The following is a 24,865-nucleotide window of genomic DNA, read 5'->3' on the forward strand; positions in this document are numbered from 1 at the left end:
GGCATCAGGGCACTTCACAACGGATAGATACTGACGGCCGTTTCCGCGAGCGGCTTGCTCGTCGATGCAGACAACTCGCGAGAATTGTTGTTTGCCGGCCGCAGCAACAACGCGTTATTCATCCCCCAGATTGCGGCCTGCGTGCGATTCTGAACGCGTATCTTGCGCAAGATCGCTTTGACGTGAGCCTTTACCGTCGCTTCGGCGATTCCGATCTTTCGTGCGATACTTTTGTTGGAATCCCCATCGACCAGGCAGCACAGGATTCCGGTTTCCCGCGGCGAAAGCAGCGATGTGGCTGCGCTCTGCGGGGCAGCCGGAAGCGCCTTTTCGTCCTCGCTCGGGATGGGTATGGCTTTGGAGCGGCGTGACCTTTTGGCAACCGGCGCCAAAGACTGGAACGCTGGCGGGAAAAACGTTTCGCCCAGCATCACCAATTCAATCGACTTGACGAAGGCATCACAGGAATTGGCGTTGACGAGATAACCGGTCGCGCCAGCCTTGAACGCGGAGGCCGGCTCGCTCGGCCCGTAGTGATCAGCGACGACTGCGATATGTGCATCGGGATATTGATCCCTCACATGCCCAATTTCGCCGACGACGACATCAAACTCGTCGTTGGTGTAGACAATGAGAAATAAGTTCTTCTGGGATCGAAGCCTGCCTCCCAGTTGGTCAACGCCTGAAACGGACGCCAGGACTCGAAAATTCTGCTCTTGCAGTACTCGATAAATTCCTTCTCTCATCAATGAGTATTTACCGATAATAACGACCCCGAAAGCCCTATTCTCCTTCATTGGAATCTCCCGTCTAGCAGGAACGTGGAAATCGATTTTCAAATATTGACGTGTAATAAATTCAGTTTAGAAATTTTTCTAAATAATCGTGAGCCCGAGAAATTTCTCGAGCGAAATACTTGCTAATTTTTATTGATACATTTCTTTGCCATGCGTTCTAAATGAACATAAAATACAATCAAAATCGGATAGAAAAATAAAAATTATCTCAAGATATGCATTATATAGGCATAATGAATAAAATACAAAACCAATCTACATAATTGGATATTTAGTAAGGCGTCAAAATGCAACACTAATAATGCAAGACAATTAATTCATGCATATTTCAGTCAAAAACTTCAATCAATCATTGCTGCCGACCGAGACAGCTCAATGCTCGGATCGGCGTCAAATCGAGCTGCCGGCACCTACCTGAGCCAGCATAAGCCAAAATTCGTCCCCTCGGCAAGTCAATTAGCAACTCATTAACCAAAACGCCGGCATTTCGCACTTGCAACATCTTGTGCCATAACACGATCGCCAAGCAGTCGGTCGACTTATCGAACAAACGGAGCTTCAAATGCGTTCCGGCCGAAGGGCGCGTCAGCGATATCAGCCCTTCGATGGCGAACGCGCGCCTCTGAACATGTAATGCAAGCGAATTCGCTTACTTAGAATCCGGGCCGATTCCTTCGGATTCAACAGAAGATCGATCGTCTTTTTTGCAATTCCCATAGAAAATTTTCGCCCGTCGAACCGATATCCGAGTTCGCGCAGTCGCCCGGAATGATAATCCCAGAACTTGCCGTCCTTGAATTTGAATGCACAGGCGGATAGGTAGGCATAATACTGATCCAGCAGTTGATCGATGCGCGCTTCGCGCTCCTGCTTGGTCAGATACCAATCGCCGTATTCCTGACAATCGCTGATTTCCGCCGACACATACGCATTGTTTTCAAGCGAAGCGGTGGTCGCTCTCTCGTAGTGAATGCGTTCATGCGCCAGGATTTGGTGCACGAAACCAAAATCTGCATAGCGCAAATGCTTCAGGCATGCGCTGATATCGGCTTCCTGAGTTGAATTCGGAAAGAACCCGTCCGTATTCCGTATCAGATCCGACCGATAAAGAACCGAGGTCGGATTTCCCAGAACCCTCAACCCACCAAGCAGGTGAGCCCGGCAAATATCGTGCCCTGAAACAACGGTTTGCGAATATGGCAGCCCGACATTCCGCACATACCAGATATCGCCGCCGCCGCTCAGTTGATAAGAACCGACGATACCGACAGAAGGATTCTCCTCGGCAAGATCAACGAGCTTTTCAACGCACTCCGGGTAAATCCAGTCATCGGCCGAAACGACTTTGCAGTATTTGCTGTCTTCCGAAAGAAGGCGGAAGGCTCGATTATGGCTCGCGATGATCGGAAGCAGCGTCTCGTTGCTGAACACGCGGATTCGGCGGTCACGCCGGCGATACTCTTCAGCAATGTCCAATGTCCCATCCGTACTGGCATTATTGACGATAATGTATTCCCAATTCTGATAGGTCTGCGACAATACGCTCTCGATGCACTCCCTGAGGAACTCACCTCCATTGTATACGGGCGTGACGATGCTAACTAATGGTTGATTTTGCGCGTTCATATCAAGGCCTCTCTTGAATGTATGTTGCGCCCTCGGTAACGAATTCATCGTTCTCGATGAATACCGCGTCGAATTGCAGGCCGACCTGCGACTGAAATTGTGCGACGCGTCTTTCGATACGATCCTTGACATCCTCCATATTGGCGATCAGGTCATCGGCTCTCGCTGTCAGGTCATCTGCATTGCAACGCGAAATGTCGACGCAGTAATCCGATAAACCCAAGCTCTCCATCAAGGTAGAAACCTTGGGATGCGGCGCCAATGCAAGGCTTGGGACATTCAACAACGATGCGAATACAACGCCGTGGAAACGGCATGTCACGTAGAAATCGACCAGCGAGAGCGCTGCAAAGATATCGTCTGTACTTTCGACGATGTCTTGCGTGACACGATCTGAGGCCAAAGCAGGAAATTTGTCCCGAATGGCTGCATCGAGATCGGCAATCGCTTGGGAATCGAACCAGATATCGCTGCTGAAGAGCTTGATCCGGCATCCGCGCTCGAGCATCTGGCCACAGAATTCAGCCAGGTTGTCGATCAGATGCCGATAGCCGTGATCGTCGTCGACCCAATGCCGGGACGAATCACCATAAGCCATCGGCGCAATGCCGATGACGAGGCCTGCGTCAGGTTCGACCGGCTTCTTCGTCAGTTCTTCCGGGAGTCGAAGGCCCCATACATTGTCGGCAACGACCTTCATCTTGCCGCGGTATCCGATCTCCCGGAGCAATTCGCCGGACGCGTGATCTCGCAGGGACACGTCATCGGCCATGTTGAGCGTCTGCTTGACGAACCAACGGCTGAGAGAGCCATCCAACGGGCCTGCGCCACTATTCAGGACAACGCATTTGACGTTAGCGCATTTGGCGAGGAGCATCCATTTGAACAGCGTGTAGGGAAACGCCCATGGCCCGCCCCAGTCGATAAGCTGCCCTCCTCCGCATATGACGAGCATGTCGAGCTCGTACACCAGAGGCAGCGAACGCAGCAGAAACATCGCTTCGCGAAAGATCTGGACCGGTCGAACGAACAGAGCGTGCCTCAGCGCATTGGCCATGCGAAACAGCGGGCCGGTCTTCTTGATCGCTGCCTTCAGGCGGCCCCTCAGCGTGCTCTCGTCAGCAGGAGACGAGGCGTACGCCCACTCCTGCTTGAATGGGAAAACGCTTTGGCGCATCGCGACACAGGGAATTCCGTGCCGGCGCGACGTGTCTTCCGGATCCATCGTCAGCCCCACGACGGATGCGCCCGGCGATCTGCGCGTAATGTTGTCGAGCGCTGCGGCGATCGAGGCTTCATCACCCAGATTGCCCGTGCCGCAATGCGACATGAGCCCGATCCGGTTGGGCTTGGGGAGCGCGGCGTTCATTCGGTCTCCCCCTGGATGCGCTCTTGCCGGCGTCGGTGAGCCGCACCGAAACCAGCCACTCCAGTTCCAGGTACGACGTTGTTCGGCATGGCTGAGCGTTCCCTGTGTTGTCGCGTCGTTGCGCGGTCACCCTTCGGCCATTGGGATCAGAGGCGCCGGAGCGGCCGCTTTCGGCTGCGCTCCCGCCCCGTTCCGCTCGGCATGATCCTGGAGGAGATATTCGTAGCGCTCGATCTGCCGGCGCGTGAGGGATTGGAGATCCTTCCCTGCCTGGAACGCATGGTACCATTCGACGATCCAGGCGAGGCTCTGGTCGAGTTGCAGGACCGGATGCCAGTCGAGGCCGGTCCTCGCCTTGGACGTGTCGAGGCGCAGCAACTGCGCCTCGGCGGGATGCGCCGCCCCGTCCCGCGTCCAGGACGCGCCCTCGCCCCAAAGCGCCACGAGCTTGTCGGCGATCCATGACACCGGCCTGGCATCGGTCTCCGCCGGTCCGAAATTCCAGCCCGACGCGAAACGAGCACCGTCCTCGGCAAGCCTTTCGCACAGCAGCAGGTAGCCGTGGAGCGGCATCAGGACGAACTGCCAGGGCCTGATCGCCGAAGGACTGCGGATGCGGCAGGGGCGCCGGCCCAGGAAAGCACGGACCAAATCCGGAATGAGCTGATTGGCCGTCCAGTCCCCACCTCCGATGGCGTTGCCCGCGCGCACGCTCGCCAGCGCGACGCCGTGCCGGGACAGCCCATCTGGCGAGAAGTAGGAATCGCGATAGGCGTTGGTGACCAGTTCCGCGCATCCCTTGGAATTGGAATACGGGTCGTGCCCCCCCATCGGATCGTTCTCGCGATAGCCCCAGACCCACTCCTGGTTCTCGTAGCACTTGTCGCTCGTGACATTGACCACGACGCAGGGCCGCCCGAGCTGGCGTACCGCCTCCAGCAGATGAACCGTTCCCATGACGTTCGTCGCATAGGTTTCGACGGGCTCGTCGTAGCTGTAGCGGACCACCGACTGCGCAGCCATGTGGATGACGACGTCGGGATTGCATTCAGCGATCGCGGACTTCAGATGCGCGAAATCGCGCACGTCACCTCGGATCGAGCGGATACATTCGCCGACCCTCGCCTGCTCGAACAGATTGGGCTGGGACGGCGGGTCAAGCGCATAGCCCGTGACGTCGGCCCCCAGCGCCTCCAGCCACAACGCGAGCCAACTGCCCTTGAAGCCGGTGTGGCCGGTTACGAAGACCTTGCGGTTTTGCCAGAAAGAGCGATTCAACATGGCCGACCTAGCCCCGCGTCGATGAAATTACCCGGCTATCTCTGGAGTCCATTCCGCTGCACGAACCTGTCCGTGCAGCGGCTCGTCATGTCATGAGGCCGCCTCGGCGAGGACCGGCCGTCGCACGGCCTCCGCTTCGTGCATCGGCCACCGCTGCTGCTGTTCGCGCCAGAGCACATCCGCCAGGCGTCCGGCCGGCAGCGTGACGTCGTCGAACGAGACGACATCGTCCTTCTGCACGTCGCGCCGCAGAACGCAGTTCTCGGAAAGGCCGATCGGCAACGCGTCGGCAGAGCGCGCGTCGACGGCGTTCTCGATCAGGCCGTAGGCGCAGAACCCGCCGATGCCGTCGAGGCGCTCGCCCGCCTTGAGATCGCGCTTCGCCACCGTGACGACCTCGCACACCGGCCCCGCCAGCGGCGCAACGGTCGGATCGTGATCGATGACAGCACGTCCGATGGTCGCGGCGATCTGCAGATGGGGCAGATGAAACGGCGTATAGAAGACGTAGAACGGGCCGTCGCCCAGCTTGTAATAGGCGAGTTGCGCCTGCTTCAACGGCGCTTCTTCGTGGATCACGACGAAGGCGCCGGTATGGGGGGCCGCGCCCAATGCATAGTCCACCAGCCCGGTTTCCAGCATCGCCTCCGCAGGCAGGCGCTGCGCGATCTCCCGGACATCCTTGCAGGCCGGCCCGAACATTCCGCGACGCCCCGCACGAAAACCCGTCGCATTGGCGAGCACGGTCGTTTCCATCGACAGCTTCGTGGCGTCGGCGAAGGACGTCACCTTGCGGGCATCCTGATCGTTCTTCTCGGCGAAGGCACGCTGCGTGTCGGGGTTGCGGTAGTAGTCGACCATGCCCTTGATGTTGCCGGCGGCGACGGGCTTGAGGCCCAGTGTCCGCAGATAGCGCAGCAGCGTCATGGCAACGCCGGGCTCGTCGCCATCGGTGTTGGTCAGGACCACGCCGGCCTGGCGAGCGCGCTCGTTCAGGATAGGGCCGATCAGCGAGTCGAGTTCGGCATTGACCATCACCACATGCTTGCGATGCGCGATCGCGTCGAGAACGACCGCCGCACCGGCCTCGACCGTCCCGGTGACCTCGACGATGATGTCGATGGCCTCGCAGGCTGTCAGCACGGCAGGATCAGCGGTCAGAACGGGTGTCCCGCGCAGGATGGCCTGCTCGGCCTCGCGGGCGGACGAGACGTGGCACCAGCCATGGATGTTCGCTTCGCGAAAGGCGCGTTCTGCCGTAGCCACGGTTCGGTTGGCGATGGCGACGAGCCGCATTCCCGGCACGGGCGTCCCGAGTTGGAGAGCGATCGCACGGCCGGTGGCGCCCGCTCCGACCATTCCCACGCGGATCGGGCGCCCTGCAGCTTCGCGCTCCCGCAACACGGTATCGACAGCCATGACGTCCCCCTTCCGATAAGGCCTGAAAAAGCAGTCACGCGGTCAAACATGGATCTGAGGCGACAGGGCTGGGCACAGGCGTGCTCGGCGGCCAGTTGCGATCCTGCTCGGAGATTTCGGTCACGGCCAAAGGCCACACGATGCCGAATGCCGGATCGTCGAAGCGCACGCCCCTGACCGCCGACGGCGTGTAGAAAGCCGAGGTCATGTAGTGCATCTCCGTATCCGTCTCGAGCGTCTGGTACCCGTGCGCACACCCCTCGGGGAGGTAGAGCATGCGGCCGTTGTCGCCGCTCAGCTCGACGCCTTGCCACATGCCGTAGCTCGGCGATTCCGGCCGCAGATCCAGCACCACGTCGAACATCGCTCCGCGCGTGCAGCGCACCAGCTTGGCCTCGCTGGCCGGCGCCACCTGGAAGTGCATGCCCCGGACCGTGCCGCGCTTCGTGCTGAAGCCGAGATTGGCCTGGACAGGCTCGAACGCAATGCCCTGATCGGCGAATTCCTTGAGGCACCAGGCTCGCATGAAACGCCCGCGCGTATCGGCATGCTGAACCGGGTCGATGATTATCGCGCCTTCAATGCTGGTCTTCGCGAAGTACATCCGCGACCTCCGGAAATCATGGCCTTCACATAGATAATGCCGAGCGCATTGCCCTGTTCCGGCGCATAACCTGCGTCATGTCGTGGGTTTGCTTTGTCGGTCAGGCCGATTTCGCGACAGCGTCAGTCGTATGCGCCGTTCTCGCGGTACGAAGGAGATCGAGATACAGCGCCTTCTCGCCCGCGATGAGCAGCAGGGCCCCGACATAGGCGGCGCCGAACGAACCGACATCCAGTGCCAGCCGCAGCAGCGGCGACAGCGCCGACGCAGTCAGGGCATGCACCCCGAATGCGATCGCCGCTGCGACCACGCTCGCGGCCAGCGGGCTCGCCAGCGCCGCCAAGACCTCGCGAAGTCGAACCCCTGTACCGCGTAGCGCCAGAACCGCCACCGGGATCACCTTGATCGCCATCACGCTCGAATAGGCGATCGCAACGCCGCGCGGCCCGTAAGGAAGCCCGATCAGGATACCCGTGATCATCAGAGAGGCGGCGAACAACCCGATATACACGCTGCGCTTGACCAGGCCGAGCGCACTCAGCAGCCAACCGAACGGAGTGGAAATCGCAAACACCAGGATTGTCGGCGCGAGAATCCTGAAGATCTCGACGGCACTCACCCATTTCGGCCCCAGGACCACGAGGATCAGGTCGTCGGCGAAAAGCGCGCATACGACCGTCAGCGGCAGGGTGAGCGTCACCACCAGCGCATAGGCTTTGAGGAAGTAGCGCCGGAAGCGTTCGGGCTCGTTCTTCGTCCGAGACAAGGCGGCAAACGCAATCTCGCCGATGGTGTTGTTGAGATTCTCCGTCGGGAAATTGATCAGGTAGAAGCTCCGGCTGTACAGGCCTGTCGCTTCCGTGCCCCAGAAGCGACCGAGCAGAAGCTTGTCGATGTTGACGGTGATGTAGGACAGGAAGCCGGTCAGCGTCGTCCCGCCCCCGAACTGCAGCATGGACAACAGCCCGGTAGCGATCCGCGGCCGCCCTGGGATCCAGCCAGTGGACAGCCATAGGCCGATGGTATTGGCCAGCGGCAGCGTGATGGTCATCGACGCGATAGACCAGTAGTCATAGCCATTCATGGCCATACCGATGGACACGGCCGTCGCGATCAGCAGCGCCACGATCTCGATCTTCGCCAAGGTTCCGAACGACATTCGCCGCTGAAGCAGCACGCCGTGCTGAACGCCCGCGGCCGTGATGATGAAGGTGAAGGCCATCACCTCCATGATCGCGAGCAGACGCGGCTCGCCATAGAAGGCGCTGACCATGGGCCCGGCGAGTATGGCCGTCAGCGTGAGCAACGCGCCGAACGTCACGTTCAGCCAGAACAGCGACGACGATTCTGCTTCACTCAGCTCGTCACGCTGGATGGCGGCCTGGAACAGACCGAAGCAGCCGAACATGTTCAGCACGCCGGTGAAGGCCGTCACCATCGCGACGAGCCCGTAGTCTTCGGGCGTCAGAAGTCGAGCCATGACCATGACAGACGCGATCCGGACCAGAAGGCCAAACGCGCGCGCCCCGACATTGATGATGCCGGCGCGAACGGTTCTGCGCTTCAAGTCATGCATGTCTGTCTCGATTGCCGGTTCAGAGCATCAGCTTGCGGGCATAGAATGCCTCGGCATATCCGCTGGGTGCGTTGCATTCCATGCCGCGCAACCGCATCAGCGCCATGAAGGTCGAACGATCGAACCATGGCTTGTTGCCTTGCGACTTGAAGGTGTCGAGGATCAGATCGACCTTCTTCTCGCAGATGTCGTCCGAGAGCGCATTGAAGACGCTGGGCTGCCCGAGATCGCCGTCATATTTCGGGATCTCGTACTCCAGGATCAGGTGGCTGCGGAACGTGTTCCAGGTCAGCTCGGCGATCAGCCGGTGGTCCTGATGGGAATCGTGACGATTATGCGTGAAGATGATGTCCGGCGAAATCTCGCGCTTGAGTTCTTCGAACACGTTCTTGATGTCGGCTCCGGCGAAAGGCATGTAGCCATCCTGAAAGTCCTTCACGATGACCCGCTTCATGCGCGTCGGGGCGACGAACTGCTGCGCCCCGCTTTGCGCTTCCGATATGCGCACGCCTTTCGCGCTGAAGACCACCCAGTGAAACACGGCGTCGGGGTGGTCTGCCGCGATCTGCAGCACGGTTCCGCCGCAGCCGATTTCGATGTCGTCGGAATGGCATCCCAGACACAGGATCTGCAGCGGCGACCGGCGATCGCCATCCGGTTTGAGGCGGAGCATGGCTAGGCCACCTGCGTCATCGTGGGAGCCACCTTCGCCATCGCATGATGCGGGATGGCCGGACAGTCCTTCCAGACCTTCCATGGTGGGTTGGTATCGTTCAGCTCCTCGAGACGCTGCTTGTCCTTAAACGTGTCCATGCACTGCCAGAAGCCCGTGCACTTGTGCGCCAGCAGGGCCTGTTGCCGGATCAGCCGGGCGAAGGGTTCGCGCACCAGTTCGTCGCCGGGATTGATGTAGTCGAAGATCTCGTTCCGGAAAACGAAGAAGCCGCCATTGATCCAGATGTCGGTCTGGCTCAGCGGTTCGACTTCGGCGATCTTGCCCTCGGGCGTCGTCCTGACGATGTCGAAACTCGCCGTCGGCTGCACCAGGAGCAGCGAGCCGACCGCGTCGCTCTGCTGCAACTCGCCGATCATCGTCGGCAGATGCAGGTCGCTGAGACCGTCGCCGTAATTGGCGAGGAAATACTCCTCGCCCTGCAGATAGGGCTCGACCGCCTTGAGGCGCTCGCCGATCGTCGCATGCATCCCGGTTTCGACGAAGGTGATCGTCCAGTCGTCGCTGTCACGACTGACGAAGTCGATCTTCCGCCCACCCTGGGACCACACGAAATCGTTCGAGATCGACTCGTCGTACTTCAAAAAGTAGTCCTTGATGGCGCCGCCCTTGTGGCCGAGGCAGAGGATGAATTCCCTGTGACCGAAATGGGCATAGTACTTCATCAGGTGCCACAGAATGGGGCGCGAGCCGATCGGGACCATCGGCTTCGGGACGTCATCCACATAGCCCCGCAGCCGCATTCCCTGGCCGCCGCAAAAGAGTACGACCTTCATGATACTCTCCTTCCGTAGATGCCGCGGCCCATGGCCGAGATCGGTTTGCCTCAGGATGCTGTCCGAACCTTCGTCTCCGCAGAGCTGTCATATCCATAACGCTTCATCGTCGCTTCATCGGCCCGGTTGAGCACCGTGCCGACAAATTTATGCCGGGCCTGGCCCGTGGATTGGAAAGCCTGCTGGACGAGCTCGGATTTGGTCACACCCCATTTCACGACGAGCAGGACGCCATCCAGCGATTGAGCGGCGGCGCGCACCTGGGGGCCTGCCGCGAGCGATGGCAGGTCGACGACCACCAGGTCGTAGGACGTCTCCGCGGCATTCAGAATCTCGTCCACCCAACCGCGGCGCATCAGGCGCGCCCCGTCCGCCGACGGCTCGGCAAGCGGCAGGACATGCAACCCGTCCTGCACCTCGACGATGTCATCGAAGGCGTCCGAATCCGGATGGGCCCCCAGCGGGTGCCGGACGCAAGACATGCCCGCGACCCAGCGCGAGATTGAAGGATCTTCCGGCACGGCATCGATCAGCAGGGCCCGCTTTCCCGATGCCGTCGCCGCCAACGCCAGGCCGATGGCGAGCGTCGTTGCCCCCTCGCCCGGCAAGACCGACGTCACGCCGATCGTCCGCGGTCCGCCGGACGCGCCGTCCTGGATCATGGCTGCAACGCGTCGCAACACCGGACTCTTCGATGCGAGCAGACGCCGTGCGGCGGTATCCTCGCCCGCGGCGCCAAGGCCACGGAAGCGCGGCACGACGCCCAGGCACTCCACACCAAGGACATATTCCATCTGGTGCGCGCTGCGGATCGTGTCGTTGAACACGTCGAGCAGAATGGCGACCGCAGCAGCGGCGCTCAGGCCGAACAAGGCCGCAGCAAGAAGGATCAATGCCGCCGGCGGTCCATCGGCCTTGATCGGCGGTTCGGCTTCCGAAACGATCTGGGCGCTCGGACCAAGACTTTGATGAATCTCGCGCAGCGTGGGCGCCTTGGACGAAGCTGCGTCGGATGCACGCCCGCGCTCCTGCAGATAGGTTCGGATCACGCTGTTGACGACCCGGGCGGCCTTTTCAGGGTTCGAAGCCTTGAAACTCACCGTGACTATGTGGCTCGTTCCGACCTGGCGAATGCTGAGCTTGCTGGTCAGCGTCCCCAGCGCAGCGCGGTACGCGGAACTCGCCGCCTTTGCGTCAGTGGCAGGCTGTGCCGGATCGTCCGTCTTCGGCCCGGACGGAGATCTGAGACTGTCGTTGAATTCAGGATCCTGGGTCAGTTGCAGGGCTTCGACGACCTTGGCCAGCACGTTGCCGGAGCGAAGGAGTTCGATCTGGTTCTGGACCATCGAAACGTCGGCCCGCCCCTGCAGGATCGCCTGATCGGGCCCCGACAGGATCTGCTTGATGTATATCAGCAACTGGCTGGACGCGGTGTATATCGTCGGACGCCGGACGACATAGAGCGCGGCGATTGCCAGACAGACCATGGTGCCAAGAGCCAGGAGCCATTTGCGATTGCGGAGGCTTCCCAGGCCGAAAGAGGGCTGCGGCCGCACATTGATCCGGCCATCGAACCTCTCGCTGGGGGCAACCTGCAGATGGTTTATCGTGTCCAGCATGTCTCTCGATCAAAAATGGGCCCCGTCTCCGGCGCCCGGTTCGACTTGACGGATTTGCGAATGAGGAGGGGCACGTGGCCGGGGGCTTCTCCTCCACCCGGCGCGCTCCGCCAGCAGTGAGTGGTATTCACAGAGCAAACGCCGGGTGAACCGTCCCCGTTCCTGCGGCACATGCGGAAAGCCGGCTTCGAAATCACCGACGGTGGACGGGAGAATCCGAGCGAGCACCGCCTCGCCGGTGATGTGAGGATCGGCAGCCCTCTACCGTCGATGCGCCATAGCTCCGGGGTGGATCTGGCGAGGAAATTTCAATTCGCCGCTACGCTGTCCCGCGACCTCTTTCACCGCGCACGGGCTGGGTCTCGTCCAGACGGATCCACGCATAGATCGTGCCCATGACGAACCAGAAGTACCAGTTGAAAGACAAGTAGAAGTGCATGTTGTCCGAATAGGATTCGAGCACATAGGTCATCAGGATGCACAGGATGACCAGGAGCCCGGGCGGATCACGCCGCAGCCCGCTCGCGAAGCGATAGGCGAGCCAACCGAGCAACCAGGCGAGCGCGAGAGCGCCGAGGAGCCCCATCTCGAAGCTGGTCTGCAGATAGAAGTTGTGACCATCGATGCCCTGGGGGCCGATCAGCGGAAAGAAGCTCGAGGTCGACGGCTTGAACGACTCGAGGCCATGGCCCAGCAAGGGTCGCTCCAGCACCTGTGGAATGGCGGACTCCCACAGGGCCTGCCGCCAGACATAGGAGTTCAGCCGCGTGCTTTCGTTGAGCTGCGAGAAGCTGTCGACTTCCGTAGCCGCCGTTACGTCCGTCAAGCGCTCCACCAGGCTTGGATTGGCAATGAACAGCACCGGCACGAGCAGCAGGCCGGCCAGGAACCGGCGGTCGATCTTGAGCGCATAGATCAGGAACATGAGCCCGCATGCGCCCCAGGCGCTGCGCGTCTTGGTCAGCAGCAGAAAGAAGGTCAGGACCGGGATGTAGAGCGTCACCAGCATGTGAAGTCGCGGCGTCACGTGCATGGCGCGCGATGCTCGGACGTAAAGCGCCAGGCCGAGCACCAGCACGAGATAGAACGCATAGATGTTCGGATGGGAGAACGTGCTCTGCAGGCGGAACTCGCCCCAATCGGAAAGCCCCCGCGCAATGTCCACAAAGGCATAAAGCGTCGGCGGAATGGACGATCCGATCACGACGAGGACCAACCGGGAAAGGTCCGGCGAAGAACGCAGGATGAAGAACGGCATCGCGAAGAAGGCCCAATAGGTCAACATGACGAAGGCAAGCCGCGCCGCGGCCCGGAAGTCCGGCGCATAGAGCGTCGAGCCGAAAGCGATCAGCAGAAACGGCCCCCAGATCGCAATGACCGGAAATGGCGCCCGCAACGGCGCCTGCACGAGAAAGGCCAACGCGAGCGCGATGGCGAGCAGGTTGAAAAGCGCACCCACGCCCATCGAGGAGCCCTCGCCACCTCCAAGCAGGTTGAAAATGGGGTCGGACGAAGCCCGGATCAGCAGGACGCCGAACACGGTGGCGCGCAGCAGATTCCAGATCGCCTCGGTGTTGGCCGCTCGCACGGAGGTCGTCCGCCAGTTGCGATCGGCGCCGCGCTGAAGCGCATCGCCCGGGAGCGTATGGATGGAATGAGGCGTCAACGTCATGCCTCCAGCTCCCTGGCAGCGGTCCAGGCCCGGCTGCGCCGCACATCGGTCTGGTTCGCCTCGCGGATCGGCCGCAGCCAGGTCTCAGACTCCTGGCGCCAGGCCGCAGGGACCGCGGCGGACGCGCGGGCCTGGCCGATCCGGTCCGTCATCTGCGGCGCGATCAGTGCAGCGGCCACGCGCGGCAGTTCGCGCCAGCGATGGTGCCTGAAGGCGAGCGCGCCGAAGATCGAGGCGGCCCGCCAACGCGCGCCTGCCCGCAGAAGCTGCTTGGCGAGATAGCGCTCGTGCCCCGCCTCGTCCGACTCGACACCATGCGCCGCCGCCAGCGCCGCGTAGCGCCCGGCGATCACCAGACGGCCCGCACGCATGGGGTTGATGTTCATGGACAGGGATTGCCTGCCCAGCCGATAGGCGATCAGCGGCCGGTCGACTGCGGCGAGCGCCGAATGCCGGGCCAGCTTGATCCAGAGATCCCAATCCTCGGATCCGCGCAGCGCGAGATCGAAACCACCGACCTCCTGGACGAGCCCGCGCTCGACAATCACTGACGACCCGGTCGGAATTCCGTTGCTCTGCAGCAGGCCAGCCAGCACTTCGCCGCCTTTGACATGGTAATGGCCGACGACCTGAAGGTCTTCGTCGACGACCGCGACGCCGGTACAGCCCCATTGCGCCGAACTGGTGCGCAAGGCGGCAAGCTGCGTGGCCAGCTTGTCCGGCGCCCAGAGATCGTCGTCATCGCAGAAGGCGACCCAGCGCCCTGTGGCGCAGGCGATCCCGGCATTCCGCGCGCCCGATATGAACCGCGGCTGTACGTGATGCACCACCTTCACCCTGGGATCGGTCGCGGCAAGCCGATCAAGCCAGGGACCCGTCTCGTCGGTCGAGCCATCATTGACCACGACGAGTTCGATCGAGACGCCGTGCTGGCGCAGGATCGAATGGACCGCCTGCGGCAGGATCTGCCGGCGGTTATGCGTCGGGACGATGACGGTGACATCAACCACTCAGGCGCTCCCCATCCATCTCGCGGCAGGGCCCCGCATGCTCATCGCTTCGACCGGCCCGGATGCCCGGATCGAAGCCTGATCATCTCGCCCGGCCTCTTCCCACGACTACCGGCAAACGCCACTTCGTAGGCGCCAACGGGCTCCTCGATCTGCTCGACGCCACCGACGGATGCCGGCTCCTGATGTGACGCGGCTTTGAACAAAGCGGCCAGTTTCCGGCATTCCCGCACGATGTCATGCTGCTCCAGCACACGTTTTCGCCCTGACGCCCCCATGGTCTGGATGAGAGTGTCGGGCGCAGCCAGGGATTGCCTGATGGCATCGGCGAGTTGATCGACGCTTCCGGCCGGAACCAGCCAGCCACAGACCTGGTCCGTGATCAGTTCCGGAACGCCGGCGACATAGGTCGCGATGACCGGACGCCCGCCCGCCAGGGCCTCCATCAGGACGACGGGCAACCCCTCGGCGAAACTCGGGAGGACCAATGTCCTGGCCTCGAGTATCGCGGCGCGCACCTGTTCATTGCTCAACCAGCCTGCCAGTTCGACCTGCTGTTCAAGCCCCAGTTCCCGGATGCTTCGCTCCAGTTGCGGCCGCAGCGGACCGTCGCCAACAACAGTCAGCTTGAACGGCACGCCCTCGCGAGCGAGGACGGCAAGGGCCTGGAACAAGACCAGTTGCCCCTTCTGCTCGTTGAACCGACCAATGGTCACGAGCTGAGATTTCGGAAGAATTCTGGATGGCTGTGCTTTCAGGAAATCAGCGCCCAGCCCACACCGCACCAGCTTGATTTTCGGCCACTGTTCCGGGGAGACCCAGCGGCAGAGCTGGCTTCCGGTGAACGAACTCACGACGCAGACGAACGCAGCATGCCTCACCTTGGCGCACAGGCCCAGATATTCCGGCCTGTCGAACTCGTCCGGGCCGTGCACCGTGAAGCTGTAGGGGACGCCGGTCAGCATATGGCACAGCATGGCGACTTCCGCGCCATTTGTTCCGAAATGCGTATGGATGTGCTGAATGTTCTGCTCCGTCACCCACCGCGCGAGGACGAGTGCTTCCGCAAGATAGACAAGGTGAATCGGCGCCGGGCGACTCGAGCGCCGCATCATCCTGATCGCGGCGAGAGTGGCTTTCGCCAGAGCCTTGGGCTTTTGCACCACGGCGCCGGCAAGGGCCGCGGCGAACTTGGCAATGCTGCCGTCGAGGATGTACCGCGTGCGGGCCTTCTCGCTGATATCCTCCGGATCCACCAGCTTGCGATCATTGCCCCGGAGCGAAACACGGAGCACGGAAAATCCATTCCGCTCGAGCTCGACGATCTCGCGTCGAATAAACGTATGCGAAACGGCAGGATATTCGGGCACAAAATAGCAGAGTCGCATAAAAGCTTCCCTTCTCGCTCAATAGGCGCCGCTATAGGCGCGCTTCGATATGACGGTCATGATCATGATCTTCAGGTCGAAGAAGAACGACCAGTTGTCGACGTAATAGAGATCGTGCTCGATCCGCTTCTGCATCTTCTCGAATGTATCCGTTTCGCCCCGAAGGCCGTTGACCTGGGCCCAGCCGGTCATTCCCGGTTTGACGTTGTGCCGCCGGAACATCCGGCGGATCTGGTCGGCAAACATCTGATTATGAGCAACGGCATGGGGCCGTGGCCCCACGAGCGACATCTCGCCCCTCAGGACATTCAACAACTGGGGTAGTTCGTCGATATTGGTCCGCCGGAGGATCCGCCCGAGGCGGGTTACGCGCGGGTCGTTACGGACGGCTTGACGAAATTCGTCACGCGCATCGTCGAAGGTCGTCATGCTGCGGAATTTCAGGATCTGGATGGGCTCGTTGTTGAAACCCAGGCGCGTCTGCCGAAAGAAAACCGGGCCGCGCGAGTCGATCTTGATGAAGGCGGCAACGACGAGAAACAGCGGCCACAAGCTCGCCAGAAGCGATGCGGAGACGACGAGGTCGAAGGTCCGCTTCAGGAAACGATCGCGCAGCGAGCACGGCCCGCAAAACAATTCGAGCACCCGCAGATGACCGTAGTTCCCGATGCGGCTGCTCCGCATGAGTTCGCTCAGCTCAACCGGCAGGAGCTGAATTCTGACCGGGAGTTCCGACAATGCCTCCACGGTCTTCGAGACGACTTCCATGTTGTCCGAGCCGAACAGAACGAGCACGGCATCGATCGGCAGCGCCCGGCATTCGTGACGGATGGCTGAAAGTTGTACCTCCAAAGAGGCACTCCCATCAGCCCTATCGGCCTCCGACGGGAAGTCATACCAACGCAGGATATGCCCGTGCCGCGTCCCCAGCCGCCCGAGGACATCGGCGGCCCCCCGCGCACCGGGCATGGTCAAGACGACCATGCTCTCCCGGCGCCACTGCCCGCGCGAGCGAACACGGTCGATGAGCTGCCACAAAACGGCCCGGATGGCGATTTGCCCCAGCAGCGTGGCGGCCAGCTGCGCGAGAAACGTGCCGCGGGAATAGCCGCCGAGGTTGTTGGTCACGTAGCCGAGCGTCAGCAGCAGGATGCACGAAAGAGCGATCGCGGCGCTGCCGCGCGAACGGCTATGCTCGTTCCATTCCGGCCCGAGCAGATCGTACTGATTGTCGGCGATGCACAAGGCGACATACAGCGCGCCGGTCGCGACGGACGCCAAGACATATTCGATCCGAAAGAAGATCACGCCGTAGACGATCGCCGAATACGTGACAAATGCGCCATAGGCGCAAGCGACGATCACGATCATCTCAAGAGCGGCGACCACCACGGTCCAGAACACCTGTGTCCCATGATCCGGCACAGTTGCGGAGAGATGTCGAACCCGATGATGAATAGCATTCGTTGACATGATCTTGCCAAACCGTTCGACACCTGCACAGGCTTAATGCAGTTGGCAAGTCCAAGTTCTTCGTGTTCAGATCGGCCGTATTTTCGTGAAAGCGCGCGATCGTTTCATCTTGAAAACGCAACCTGTTGCGCTTTTGAATACCGCATCGCAGCATTTCTGCAGATTCCGCCCTCTCATCTAATTCATAGAGTCTGAGCGTCTCTTTCGACGACAGCAGAAATCGATATCTCTCGAACAAATCGATTACTTCGTCAGTTAGTTCTCCAGGCGGCGTGCAGACAGAAGCGCGGCGACCTTTCGCCGCGCGGTCTTCGCGGGCCGGCATTTCATGTCGGCGCGAGGACTTTTGCCTGGGGGATTTCCTATGCCATCAGACGCAGATACAGCTCTGCTTCAATTGCCTGAAGCAACACGCTCCGCCCAAATCCAGATCCTGAACGGCCGTTTCGACAGGCTCTCGGCGGATCAGACCGTGGAAGAGCTCATTCGAGCCATCCGGGCAGGAGAGCGCGGTGTCCTGTCGACGGTGAATGTCGCGATCCTGATGATGATGCGGTCCAACCCGCGGCTGCAGCGCTTCGTCGATGCATCGCGGTGGACCGTCGCCGACGGTCAACCGCTCGTCTGGGCGTCGCATCTGCGCCAGCAGCCCTTGCCGGAACGCGTCACCGGTATCGATCTGATCGATCAGCTCTGCGCCCGCGCCTGCCGGGAGGGCATCGGGGTGTATTTTCTCGGAGCCGAGAGCGAGACGGTGCGCGCGGCGGTCGCTGCGCTGCAGAGCCGGCATCGCGGCCTCGATGTCCGCGGCTGCGCCGACGGCTATTTCGGGCCCGACCAGGCGCGGGCACGCGCACGAGCCGTAGCGGACAGCGGGGCCAAGCTTCTCTTCGTCGCGATGGGCGTGCCGCGACAGGAACATTTCATCGAGGAGCAGTGGGAGAATCTCGGCGCACAGGTCGTGATCGGGGTCGGCGGCAGCCTTGACGTCATTGCGGGGCGACGAAAGCGAGCTCCCGCCGTCGTCCAGCGCGCCGGGCTCGAATGGGCCTATCGCCTCGCTCAGGAACCGCGCCGGCTGTTCAGGCGCTATCTGGTCACGAACTCCCAGTTTCTCGGCCTGATTTCCTGGAGTGCGATCGCCCAGGTCGCCCTTGGCCGACATCACGCTCCACGATCCTGAACGAGGGCACAGAATGGCTCCCCGCAAACGAATTCTCGTCGTGATGGGCACACGGCCCGAGGCCATCAAACTCGCCCCGCTCATTCTGGGAGCGCAAGCCGATGACGAACGCTTCGAGATTCTCGCCGTGCGCACCAGCCAGCACCGCGAAATGCTCGACCAGGTCGTCACCTATTTCGATCTGCCGATCCTGGCGGACCTCAACATCATGCGCAAGGATCAGGATCTCGCGCATGTCACGATGGCTGCGCTCGAAGGACTGCAGCGCGTGATCGCGCAGACCCGGCCCGACGTGGTCGTCGTGCAGGGCGACACGACGACGAGTTTCGTCGGCGCGCTGGCCGCATTCTACGAGAATGTTCCGGTCGCTCATGTCGAAGCCGGTCTACGGACCTATGACAAGCGAGCCCCCTTTCCGGAGGAGGTCTATCGCCGCCTGACGAGCGTCATCGCGGACTATCATTTCGCTCCGACGGAAACGGCACGTTACAACCTGCTGAAGGAGAACGTGCCGGTCGAGTCGATCTGGGTCACCGGCAACACCGCGATCGATGCGCTGTTTCTGACGCTGGCGAAGGCGCGTCCTGCGAAGGCGCGCCGCGCCGCCTTTCCCACCCTGCTCCTGACCACGCATCGCCGCGAAAACCACGGCGAACCGATGCAGCGCATCTGCGAGGCGGTTCTGATCCTGCTCAAGGGTTTCCCGAACCTGCGCGTGGTCTGCCCCGTCCATCTCAGCCCCCGCGTGCGGCAGGTCGTCGGCCCGATGCTGGGCTCGCACCCGCGCGTGTCGCTGATCGAGCCCCTCGGCTACGAGCAATTCGTGCTGGCGATGAACAGCGCCCACATCATCCTGTCCGATTCCGGCGGCGTTCAGGAGGAGGCGCCCGCCCTCGGGAAGCCGGTGCTCGTCCTGCGCGATACCACCGAGCGCCCGGAAGCGGTCGAGGCCGGAACGGCGCGCCTCGTCGGAACGGAAGTGGACGCGATCGTTTCCGCCTGCAAGGAGCTGCTGACGGATCCCGAAGCCTATCGCGCCATGGCGCAGGCCAGAAACCCGTTCGGCGACGGCCACGCCTCCGAACGAATTCTCGACGTCCTCGCCAGATCGCTCGACAGCACCGAGCGCCGCGAGAAAGGCGACTTCGCCGACACGCCCGGGCACCCTCCCCTGCCCGACCGGCTGCCGGTCGAAGCTGCGCTCCAGGCGGCGATCGCTGCGGACGCCACCGCGCGGCTCGCGACAGGTGCTCAAGGCCTGGGCTCATCGTGACGGTCATGATCGGCACGGTCACCATCATCTTGCTGGTGCTCGGCCTCGTGGCGGCGATCCCGGTTGCCTTTCTCGCGGTCCAGATCGGCGCAGCGCTTTTTCACACGAAGCGATCCGCTTCGACAGTCGCTACGGCCTGTCCGCGCTTCACGGTGATCATGCCCGCCCATGATGAAGAAGCGGTCATCTCCCGCAGCATCGCCTCGATCATGTCGCAACTGCCACCGACCGGGCGTCTGCTCGTGGTCGCCGACAATTGCTCCGACGACACCGCGCAGATCGCGGCGAGCGCCGGCGCGGACGTGACCATCCGCCACGACATGACACGCATCGGAAAGGGCTATGCGCTGGACCATGGCGTCCGGTCTCTCGGTTCCGATCCGCCGCAGGTCATCATCATCATCGATGCCGATTGTGAGGTAATGCCCGATACGCTCGAGATCCTGGCGAAGCAGTGCGCCGCGACGGGGCACCCCGCCCAGGCGCGATACTCGATGCTGGCGCCCCCGTCGCCGAGCCCGGCCGACAAGGTCTCGCGGCTGGCATGGACGATCAAGACCTTCGTGCGCCCCCTGGGTTCAGCAAATCTCCAATGGCCATGCCAGTTGATGGGTTCGGGAATGGCGCTGCCCATCGGGCTCCTTAGCCGGCTCGATCTCGCGACAGGCCATATCGCGGAGGATCAGAAATTCGGCGCCGAGCTCGCGCTCGCGGGCCGGTCGCCCTTCTTCTGCCCGGACGCGCAGGTCGTCAGCCAACTTCCACAGGGCGAAACCGGAAAGCTCCAGCAACGCACACGATGGGAGCATGGCCACCTTGCGATCATAGGAGAGTTCTTTCTTCCGCTGATCGGCCGTTCGATCTCGAGACGCAGCCTGCACCTCCTCGCCTTCACGCTCGACCTGTGCATCCCGCCGCTGACGCTCCTGGCAATGTCGCTGCTGTTGCTCGAGGGCTTGAGCCTCTCCTGGTTCGCCGCGACAGGCACCGCCGCCCCACTCGTCGTCTCCTCGAGCGTGCTGGCCTGCTTTGCATGGGCTATCGGCAATGCGTGGTGGCGTTTCGGCCGGGAGATTATTTCGGGGCGCGAGCTGGCGGCGGCGCCCGGCTATTGTCTGCTCAAAATCCCTTCATTCATCCGCTTCTTCGTCCACCGCCAGGTCGCCTGGGTCCGGACGGAGCGATGACGGCAAGATGCGGCCAGGCACGGGCCGGTGCCTTCGGGAGAAGCGACCGGATGAGATCACAATACGCGCAGTCGGTCCTTCATCCTCTCCGTGCCCAGACTCTGGTGCGGTTCGCTCTTCTGCTGACGATCGCCATCGCTATGGGATCATTGTCACCCGTCTCGGCGAATGACGTGCGCACCATCGCCGAGCGGACACCGCGCGGCCAGTTCACTCTGGGCGAGCGACCGTTCGCCGCGACCTCGAGCTGGAACACACCGATCCCGCCGAACGCCACGTTTGAAAGGATCGGCTGGCCGCCCGGCGCCCTCTTCGGTGTCGCCTGGAGCAGCTACTCTCCCGCGATCCATATAGCATCGGATTCAGACCCGCTCGTATCCGTCCAACATCCCGCAAGCTGGGGGCGCCCGGCCGGAATGCTCAAGATCAGGATCCCCGCCGAGGTCGATGGTGCGCTGGGGACCGACGGCGAGTTACTGGTGATCGACGGCGACATCGTCCACAACTTCTGGCAGTTCAGGCGGCTGAGCGCCGACATGGCGACGGCCAAATCCTATGCCGCGACGAACGTCGTAACGGGCAGCGGTTGGGGGCGCGCATGGCCGTTTCTCGGCGCGGGCATCGTGGCGACCGGCTCGAGCCAACTCGCCGGCCTGCTGGTTCAGGCGGAGACGGACCGCGGTGAGATTGCCCACGCCTTGCAGATCGCAGTCGACGCAACCTACGCGAAGCCGGGCCGCACCGGCGAGGCGATCAATGGCGATGGCACGAATCCCGACGGCCTGGTCCAGGAGGGCGAGCGCCTCGCCATTCCCGCTACGGTGGCGATGCCGGCACGGCTCTCGCCTCTCGGACAGAAGGTCTTTCGCGCCTACCAGACCTACGGGGCCTTCGTGATCGACATCGCCGGGGGCGTCACCAATCTGCGCGCCCAGGCCAATGCCTACGATCAAGCGACGATTACGGCGTTATACCAAGACCTGGCCCGGATCTCGCCGCTGCTTCAGCGCGTCACATGGTCAGCGAACGGGCGCCCCTGATAGGGTCCCGGAGATACAGGCCCTCGCGAAGGAACCGATCGGAAGCCGGGGCAAGCCGCCCGCTCGGCGTCCGTAGAACGAGGCGATGAGCGCATCGCGAGCCAGACGCGCCGGGCCGGCAGTCTGGAATGCCTTAATTTTCGCCTAAACTTTTCCCCGTTCGGATCACATTCTAAACACGATACGCCGCCACGGTCTTTCGTGGATGCGATTCGAGTTGCTGTTCGAGATGACGATCTCAGGTCATCCGATCGTAAATCTCGCGTAGAACGTGCGTTACCGCAACGTTTTCTCATAATACAGCAGCGCACATCCGGCCTATGGCTTCCTGCTACCGCCTATTCCCGTATAAAAATAAGGAAAACAGGAACGATGGTTTCCCTTGAAAATCGGCCATTTGCCGACTCATCGAGCTGGAATACACCAGTATCCGACACCGCAACCTTCACAAAACTCAACTGGCCGAGTTCAACTGGCTATAATTACAGCGTTTCGTGGGACAGTTATTCCCCATCAGTTTACGTCGCCTCGGCTTCCGATCCGATCGTTCAAGTCACGTATCCCGCGACCTGGGGATACCCCGGCGGCACCGTCAACATTCGCATGCCGGCAGCGGCCACTGGCGCCGCGGGCACGGATGGCGAGTTGATCATCATCGACGGCGATGTCGCCTACAATTTCTGGCAGTTCAAACGAACCAGTGCCACGACCGCGACGGCCGTTTCGTTCGGAGCCGAAAACGCCGTCACCGGCGACGGTTGGGGCAGCAAATCGCCGTTTCTCGGCGCGGGCATCACGGCTGTCGGTGCAAGCCAACTCGGCGGCCTGCTGGTCCAGGATGAAGTGAAGGATGGCGACATCGATCACGCCCTGCAGCTCGTGGTCGACCGCAAGCTCGTCCAGCCCGGTGCAGTCGGCCAGGCGATCTCCAGCGACGGCGGCAGCTCGTCAGGCATCGTCAAGGAAGGACAACTCCTGGCGATCCCGCCCGGCACGCCGATGCCCGCCGGGCTTTCAGAGCTCGGCCAGGACGTTTTCAGGGCCATGCAGACATACGGCGCCTATGTCGTCGACGTGTCCGATGGCGCCACCAATATCCGCGCGCAGGCCAACGCCTTCGACGATGCGACGATGACGGCGCTCTGGCACGACATGGAAAAGATCACGACCTTGCTGCAGGGCGTGAGCAACTCCGGCACGGGTAGCTCGCCGACCACGCCGACGAACCCCACCACCCCGACGAATCCCGCCACGCCGACAACCCCGACCACCGATACGACTGCACCGACCTTGCAGTGGGTTGCGGCCAATGGGCCGGGTGTCACGAATGGCAACGGCACCGTCGAGGCCGGCGACACCGTCAGCCTGGCGCTCAAGTTCAGTGAGGTGGTGAGCGTCAGCGGCACGCCGACCCTCGCGCTGAACAGCAATGGTACCGCAAAATATGTCAGCGGCGCCGGGACCGACACCCTGGTGTTCCAGTACCAGGTGGGCGCCGGCCAGAACGCGGCCGATCTCGCGATCACGGGCTTCAGCCTGTCCGGCGTGAAGGATCAGGCGGGCAATGCCGCCAATCTCTCGGGCGCTCCGCGCCAACCGGCCGGAACGCTTGTCGTCGACACCAGCGCCCCGGCCGAAACGCCGGTTGCACCGCCGACCGACACCACGGCGCCGAAGGTGCAATGGATTGCTGCCACGGGAAGCGGCATCAGCAACGGGAATGGCGCGGTCGGCGCCGGCGGCACCGTCCGGCTGTCGGTCAACTTCAACGAGGTGATGACCGTCAACGGCACGCCGACCCTGTCGCTTAATAGCAATGGCACCGCCAAATACGTAAGCGGCGCCGGCACCAACACCTTGCTGTTCGAGTACAAGGTGGGCGCTGGCGAAAAGGCGTCCGATCTCGCCGTCACCGGCTACAATCTGGGCGGCGTCAGCGATCAGGCGGGCAATGCCGTCAATCTTTCGGGGGCTCCGCTTCAGCCTGCCGGAACGCTGGCCATCAACGCCGCTGCGCCAGTCGCTCCGACGACGCCGGTCGATGCTACGAAGCCCAAGGTCCAATGGATCGCTGCGAACGGCTCCGGCATCAGGAACGGGACCGGCATCGTTCGCGCCGGCGACACCGTGAAGCTGGCGGTCAACTTCAGCGAGGTGATGACGGTCAACGGCACGCCGACCCTGTCGCTCAACAGCAATGGCACCGCCAAATATGTGAGCGGCGCCGGCACCAACACCTTGCTGTTCGAGTACAAGGTGGGCGCGGGCGAGAGGGCATCGGATCTTTCGGTCCGCGGCTACAATCTCGCCGGCGTCACGGATCAGGCGGGCAACGCCGTCAGCCTGTCAGGCGCGCCGCGCCAGCCTGCCGGAACGCTTGCCGTCCGCGGCACGTCATCAAGCCGATGGACGGCGACGTCCACCTCGTCGGAGAGCGCTCTTGCGGCTCCTGCGACGGTGGCATCCGCTACGGATGCCGCGCCCGCGGCATCGCAAACCGACTGGAGCAACTGGTTCGGCAGCAGCAGGACGCTCGGCTTCTCCGGCGCCCAGGATCAGGGCACCGGCTCCACGGCATCCGATGCTTCGGTGTCGCCACGGCTCGCCTTGCTGAATCAGTACTCGGCATCGAGCTTCGCCACGCCCGCGGCGACGTCCACCGGGGCTCAGACCCAGGGCTGGGGCGATAGTTCCACCCTGACGCTGACGAAGCCACAGGCCTGAAGCATAAGCCGACCAGGGCGCTTTCACCCTGATCGGCGCCGGTTCCCGGGCATCGGAGCGAAGGCGGAAGCCGCCGTTCGGGCATGCTGCGACGAGCCGGCAACGAGAAAGATCG

At 62.1% G+C, this 24,865-nt stretch carries 19 protein-coding genes; 5 read left to right on the forward strand and 14 right to left on the reverse strand.

Annotation, left to right across the window (positions count from 1 at the left end; all coding sequences use genetic code 11):
• Window positions 1-14: 14 nt before the first annotated feature.
• The 14 genes from AC1RMY_RS16215 to AC1RMY_RS16280 all read right to left on the reverse strand — a co-directional run bounded on the left by AC1RMY_RS16215 (window position 15) and on the right by AC1RMY_RS16280 (window position 17,274).
• Complete coding sequence (locus tag AC1RMY_RS16215; RefSeq protein ID WP_492866188.1) at window positions 15-797, reverse strand: LuxR C-terminal-related transcriptional regulator; 783 nt, start codon at window positions 795-797, stop codon at window positions 15-17.
• A gap of 594 nt (window positions 798-1,391) precedes the next feature.
• On the reverse strand, window positions 1,392-2,423 hold the full coding sequence (locus AC1RMY_RS16220; protein WP_492866190.1) for a glycosyltransferase family 2 protein: 1,032 nt from the start codon (window positions 2,421-2,423) through the stop codon (window positions 1,392-1,394).
• A gap of 1 nt (window position 2,424) precedes the next feature.
• Window positions 2,425-3,792: a polysaccharide pyruvyl transferase family protein gene (locus AC1RMY_RS16225; protein ID WP_492866192.1), complete on the reverse strand. Its 1,368-nt coding sequence runs from the start codon at window positions 3,790-3,792 to the stop codon at window positions 2,425-2,427.
• Between the two features lie 126 nt (window positions 3,793-3,918).
• Window positions 3,919-5,073, reverse strand: coding sequence for a CDP-glucose 4,6-dehydratase (gene rfbG, locus AC1RMY_RS16230; protein ID WP_492866194.1), 1,155 nt, complete (start codon window positions 5,071-5,073; stop codon window positions 3,919-3,921).
• A gap of 90 nt (window positions 5,074-5,163) precedes the next feature.
• Entirely contained in the window at window positions 5,164-6,492 is a 1,329-nt protein-coding gene (locus AC1RMY_RS16235) for an NAD(P)H-dependent oxidoreductase (protein WP_492866196.1), read from the reverse strand.
• A 34-nt stretch (window positions 6,493-6,526) separates the two neighbouring features.
• On the reverse strand, window positions 6,527-7,096 hold the full coding sequence (rfbC, locus tag AC1RMY_RS16240; protein WP_492866198.1) for a dTDP-4-dehydrorhamnose 3,5-epimerase: 570 nt from the start codon (window positions 7,094-7,096) through the stop codon (window positions 6,527-6,529).
• A 100-nt stretch (window positions 7,097-7,196) separates the two neighbouring features.
• The gene (locus tag AC1RMY_RS16245; protein WP_492866199.1) at window positions 7,197-8,672 is read right to left on the reverse strand and encodes a lipopolysaccharide biosynthesis protein; all 1,476 of its coding nucleotides are present in this window, start codon (window positions 8,670-8,672) and stop codon (window positions 7,197-7,199) included.
• Between the two features lie 19 nt (window positions 8,673-8,691).
• The gene (locus AC1RMY_RS16250) at window positions 8,692-9,345 is read right to left on the reverse strand and encodes a PIG-L deacetylase family protein (RefSeq protein WP_492866201.1); all 654 of its coding nucleotides are present in this window, start codon (window positions 9,343-9,345) and stop codon (window positions 8,692-8,694) included.
• A gap of 2 nt (window positions 9,346-9,347) precedes the next feature.
• The gene (locus tag AC1RMY_RS16255; RefSeq protein ID WP_492866203.1) at window positions 9,348-10,181 is read right to left on the reverse strand and encodes a sugar phosphate nucleotidyltransferase; all 834 of its coding nucleotides are present in this window, start codon (window positions 10,179-10,181) and stop codon (window positions 9,348-9,350) included.
• A 50-nt stretch (window positions 10,182-10,231) separates the two neighbouring features.
• The gene (locus AC1RMY_RS16260) at window positions 10,232-11,800 is read right to left on the reverse strand and encodes a tyrosine-protein kinase domain-containing protein (protein ID WP_492866205.1); all 1,569 of its coding nucleotides are present in this window, start codon (window positions 11,798-11,800) and stop codon (window positions 10,232-10,234) included.
• Window positions 11,801-12,119: 319 nt separating this feature from the next.
• Entirely contained in the window at window positions 12,120-13,472 is a 1,353-nt protein-coding gene (locus tag AC1RMY_RS16265; protein WP_492866206.1) for an O-antigen ligase family protein, read from the reverse strand.
• Entirely contained in the window at window positions 13,469-14,482 is a 1,014-nt protein-coding gene (locus AC1RMY_RS16270; protein WP_492866208.1) for a glycosyltransferase family 2 protein, read from the reverse strand. Before AC1RMY_RS16270 ends, AC1RMY_RS16265 begins: the two co-directional genes overlap by 4 nt.
• A 41-nt stretch (window positions 14,483-14,523) precedes the next feature.
• Window positions 14,524-15,870: a glycosyltransferase gene (locus tag AC1RMY_RS16275; protein ID WP_492866210.1), complete on the reverse strand. Its 1,347-nt coding sequence runs from the start codon at window positions 15,868-15,870 to the stop codon at window positions 14,524-14,526.
• 18 nt (window positions 15,871-15,888) lie between these two features.
• Complete coding sequence (locus AC1RMY_RS16280) at window positions 15,889-17,274, reverse strand: exopolysaccharide biosynthesis polyprenyl glycosylphosphotransferase (protein ID WP_492866211.1); 1,386 nt, start codon at window positions 17,272-17,274, stop codon at window positions 15,889-15,891.
• A gap of 433 nt (window positions 17,275-17,707) precedes the next feature.
• Between AC1RMY_RS16280 and AC1RMY_RS16285 the strand changes: the two genes are divergently transcribed.
• The 5 genes from AC1RMY_RS16285 to AC1RMY_RS16305 all read left to right on the forward strand — a co-directional run bounded on the left by AC1RMY_RS16285 (window position 17,708) and on the right by AC1RMY_RS16305 (window position 24,750).
• A complete protein-coding gene (locus AC1RMY_RS16285; protein WP_492866213.1) occupies window positions 17,708-18,526 on the forward strand; it encodes a WecB/TagA/CpsF family glycosyltransferase in 819 nt (272 codons plus the stop codon).
• A 13-nt stretch (window positions 18,527-18,539) separates the two neighbouring features.
• Entirely contained in the window at window positions 18,540-19,799 is a 1,260-nt protein-coding gene (wecB, locus tag AC1RMY_RS16290) for a non-hydrolyzing UDP-N-acetylglucosamine 2-epimerase (RefSeq protein WP_492866215.1), read from the forward strand.
• A gap of 5 nt (window positions 19,800-19,804) precedes the next feature.
• Entirely contained in the window at window positions 19,805-20,986 is a 1,182-nt protein-coding gene (locus AC1RMY_RS16295; protein ID WP_492866624.1) for a glycosyltransferase family 2 protein, read from the forward strand.
• A 104-nt stretch (window positions 20,987-21,090) separates the two neighbouring features.
• Window positions 21,091-22,026 (forward strand): hypothetical protein, encoded by a 936-nt coding sequence (locus AC1RMY_RS16300; RefSeq protein ID WP_492866216.1) that lies wholly within the window; start codon window positions 21,091-21,093, stop codon window positions 22,024-22,026.
• Between the two features lie 372 nt (window positions 22,027-22,398).
• Window positions 22,399-24,750, forward strand: coding sequence for a hypothetical protein (locus AC1RMY_RS16305; RefSeq protein ID WP_492866218.1), 2,352 nt, complete (start codon window positions 22,399-22,401; stop codon window positions 24,748-24,750).
• Window positions 24,751-24,865: the final 115 nt, after the last annotated feature.

The sequence above is a fragment of the Allobosea sp. GW822-FHT03F07 genome, from assembly GCF_058801345.1.

Bases quoted from the DNA above. Each gene is read 5' to 3' on its own strand.
- AC1RMY_RS16215 (WP_492866188.1), bottom strand. From the start codon at position 797: ATGAAGGAGAATAGGGCTTTCGGGGTCGTTATTATCGGTAAATACTCA.
- AC1RMY_RS16220 (WP_492866190.1), bottom strand. From the start codon at position 2,423: ATGAACGCGCAAAATCAACCATTAGTTAGCATCGTCACGCCCGTATAC.
- AC1RMY_RS16225 (WP_492866192.1), bottom strand. From the start codon at position 3,792: ATGAACGCCGCGCTCCCCAAGCCCAACCGGATCGGGCTCATGTCGCAT.
- rfbG (WP_492866194.1), bottom strand. From the start codon at position 5,073: ATGTTGAATCGCTCTTTCTGGCAAAACCGCAAGGTCTTCGTAACCGGC.
- AC1RMY_RS16235 (WP_492866196.1), bottom strand. From the start codon at position 6,492: ATGGCTGTCGATACCGTGTTGCGGGAGCGCGAAGCTGCAGGGCGCCCG.
- rfbC (WP_492866198.1), bottom strand. From the start codon at position 7,096: ATGTACTTCGCGAAGACCAGCATTGAAGGCGCGATAATCATCGACCCG.
- AC1RMY_RS16245 (WP_492866199.1), bottom strand. From the start codon at position 8,672: ATGCATGACTTGAAGCGCAGAACCGTTCGCGCCGGCATCATCAATGTC.
- AC1RMY_RS16250 (WP_492866201.1), bottom strand. From the start codon at position 9,345: ATGCTCCGCCTCAAACCGGATGGCGATCGCCGGTCGCCGCTGCAGATC.
- AC1RMY_RS16255 (WP_492866203.1), bottom strand. From the start codon at position 10,181: ATGAAGGTCGTACTCTTTTGCGGCGGCCAGGGAATGCGGCTGCGGGGC.
- AC1RMY_RS16260 (WP_492866205.1), bottom strand. From the start codon at position 11,800: ATGCTGGACACGATAAACCATCTGCAGGTTGCCCCCAGCGAGAGGTTC.
- AC1RMY_RS16265 (WP_492866206.1), bottom strand. From the start codon at position 13,472: ATGACGTTGACGCCTCATTCCATCCATACGCTCCCGGGCGATGCGCTT.
- AC1RMY_RS16275 (WP_492866210.1), bottom strand. From the start codon at position 15,870: ATGCGACTCTGCTATTTTGTGCCCGAATATCCTGCCGTTTCGCATACG.
- AC1RMY_RS16285 (WP_492866213.1), top strand. From the start codon at position 17,708: ATGCCATCAGACGCAGATACAGCTCTGCTTCAATTGCCTGAAGCAACA.
- wecB (WP_492866215.1), top strand. From the start codon at position 18,540: ATGGCTCCCCGCAAACGAATTCTCGTCGTGATGGGCACACGGCCCGAG.
- AC1RMY_RS16295 (WP_492866624.1), top strand. From the start codon at position 19,805: ATGATCGGCACGGTCACCATCATCTTGCTGGTGCTCGGCCTCGTGGCG.
- AC1RMY_RS16305 (WP_492866218.1), top strand. From the start codon at position 22,399: ATGGTTTCCCTTGAAAATCGGCCATTTGCCGACTCATCGAGCTGGAAT.